Below are 1130 nucleotides of genomic sequence, written 5' to 3'. Positions count from 1 at the left end.
CCGGATCATTTCAACGACTTGCAGCTTGAAGCTCGCGTCAAAGACTCTTCGTTTTGATTTCGTCACGTTTATTTTCTCAGGAGATTTCCACCTATCTGTGTGTACGAAGTTATTAGATCAGGACAGCCGTTATGCTTGATTCTTCTTTAAAACAAAGGCTTATTCCAATGAAAAACAAATTCACCTTAGAGCTGTCTGATGTCAAAGCCATCGCAGCAGCGGCCGAAGCCGAGGCGCTGAAAAACAACTGGGCTGTCACCATCGCCATTGTCGACGACGGTGGCCATTTACTGTGGTTGCAGCGTCTGGACGGTGCGGCCGCTATTTCTGCCCACATTGCCCCTGCCAAGGCCCACACGGCAGCGCTGGGGCGCCGTGAAAGCAAGGTTTACGAAGATATCGTCAATGGCGGGCGCACTTCGTTCTTGAGCGCGCCTGATATCAAAGGCCTGCTTGAGGGCGGGGTTCCCATCGTGAAGGATGGTCAATGCATTGGCGCCGTCGGCGTCAGCGGTGTGAAGTCAACCGAAGATGCCCAGGTTGCAAAGGCTGGCATTGCGGCCATTGGCTTGTAGCCTGCACTTGGACGGCTCTACAGCAAAGAGCCATTTTTGGAGAAGGGGGTAAGGGAAGTCTCAGGCTGTTCCCGCTTGATACGGTCGGATTCAGGGGGGCAATTTTCCTAGATCGAACTGTCGAGTTGAGTGGACGAAAACCCAGTGTCCTGACTGAGGGCTGCCACCGGATTTGACGGGCTGCACTGCGCCACTATGTCGCGCGCACACCCTTCGCACCGGCCACATTGGGTGGCAACACCCAGCTCCATCTGGATATCGTCAAAACCCATTCCCGCCCTGGCGTGGCGGGTAATGTCTCGGTCAGAAATTCGGCGGCAGACGCAAACAATCATGGCTTTACCTTAAAAGGCTGTGAAATGTGACTATATTATAAATACGAATCCTTCTCATTTGTTGCGAAAGGATTTGATGAATAGGGGCGGAGCTCTGTCCTGGTCAAGTTTTTTCGTACAGACCGATAGGTTGTTTGATTGCCGATTTCTGCTCGAAAGCATTGGGTGGCAAGTTGCCCAGTGTGGAGTGCAACCGCTGGCTGTTGTAGAAGCTGACGAT

The 1130-nt window shown here is 52.6% G+C and carries 2 protein-coding genes; one reads left to right on the top strand and one right to left on the bottom strand.

From position 1 onward, the window contains the following. Positions 1–167: 167 nt before the first annotated feature. Positions 168–575 (top strand): GlcG/HbpS family heme-binding protein, encoded by a 408-nt coding sequence (locus C5P05_RS02725; protein WP_114968345.1) that lies wholly within the window; start codon positions 168–170, stop codon positions 573–575. Between the two features lie 107 nt (positions 576–682). Here C5P05_RS02725 and C5P05_RS02720 read toward each other — a convergent pair whose 3' ends face one another. Beyond that, complete coding sequence (locus tag C5P05_RS02720; RefSeq protein ID WP_114968344.1) at positions 683–910, bottom strand: (2Fe-2S)-binding protein; 228 nt, start codon at positions 908–910, stop codon at positions 683–685. Positions 911–1130 lie beyond the last annotated feature (220 nt).

This window comes from Rhodoferax ferrireducens, from assembly GCF_003347515.1.
GTDB lineage: Bacteria > Pseudomonadota > Gammaproteobacteria > Burkholderiales > Burkholderiaceae_C > Rhodoferax.
Note: the sequence above shows the minus strand (reverse complement) of the source record. Positions and strands in the feature narration are given on the sequence as shown.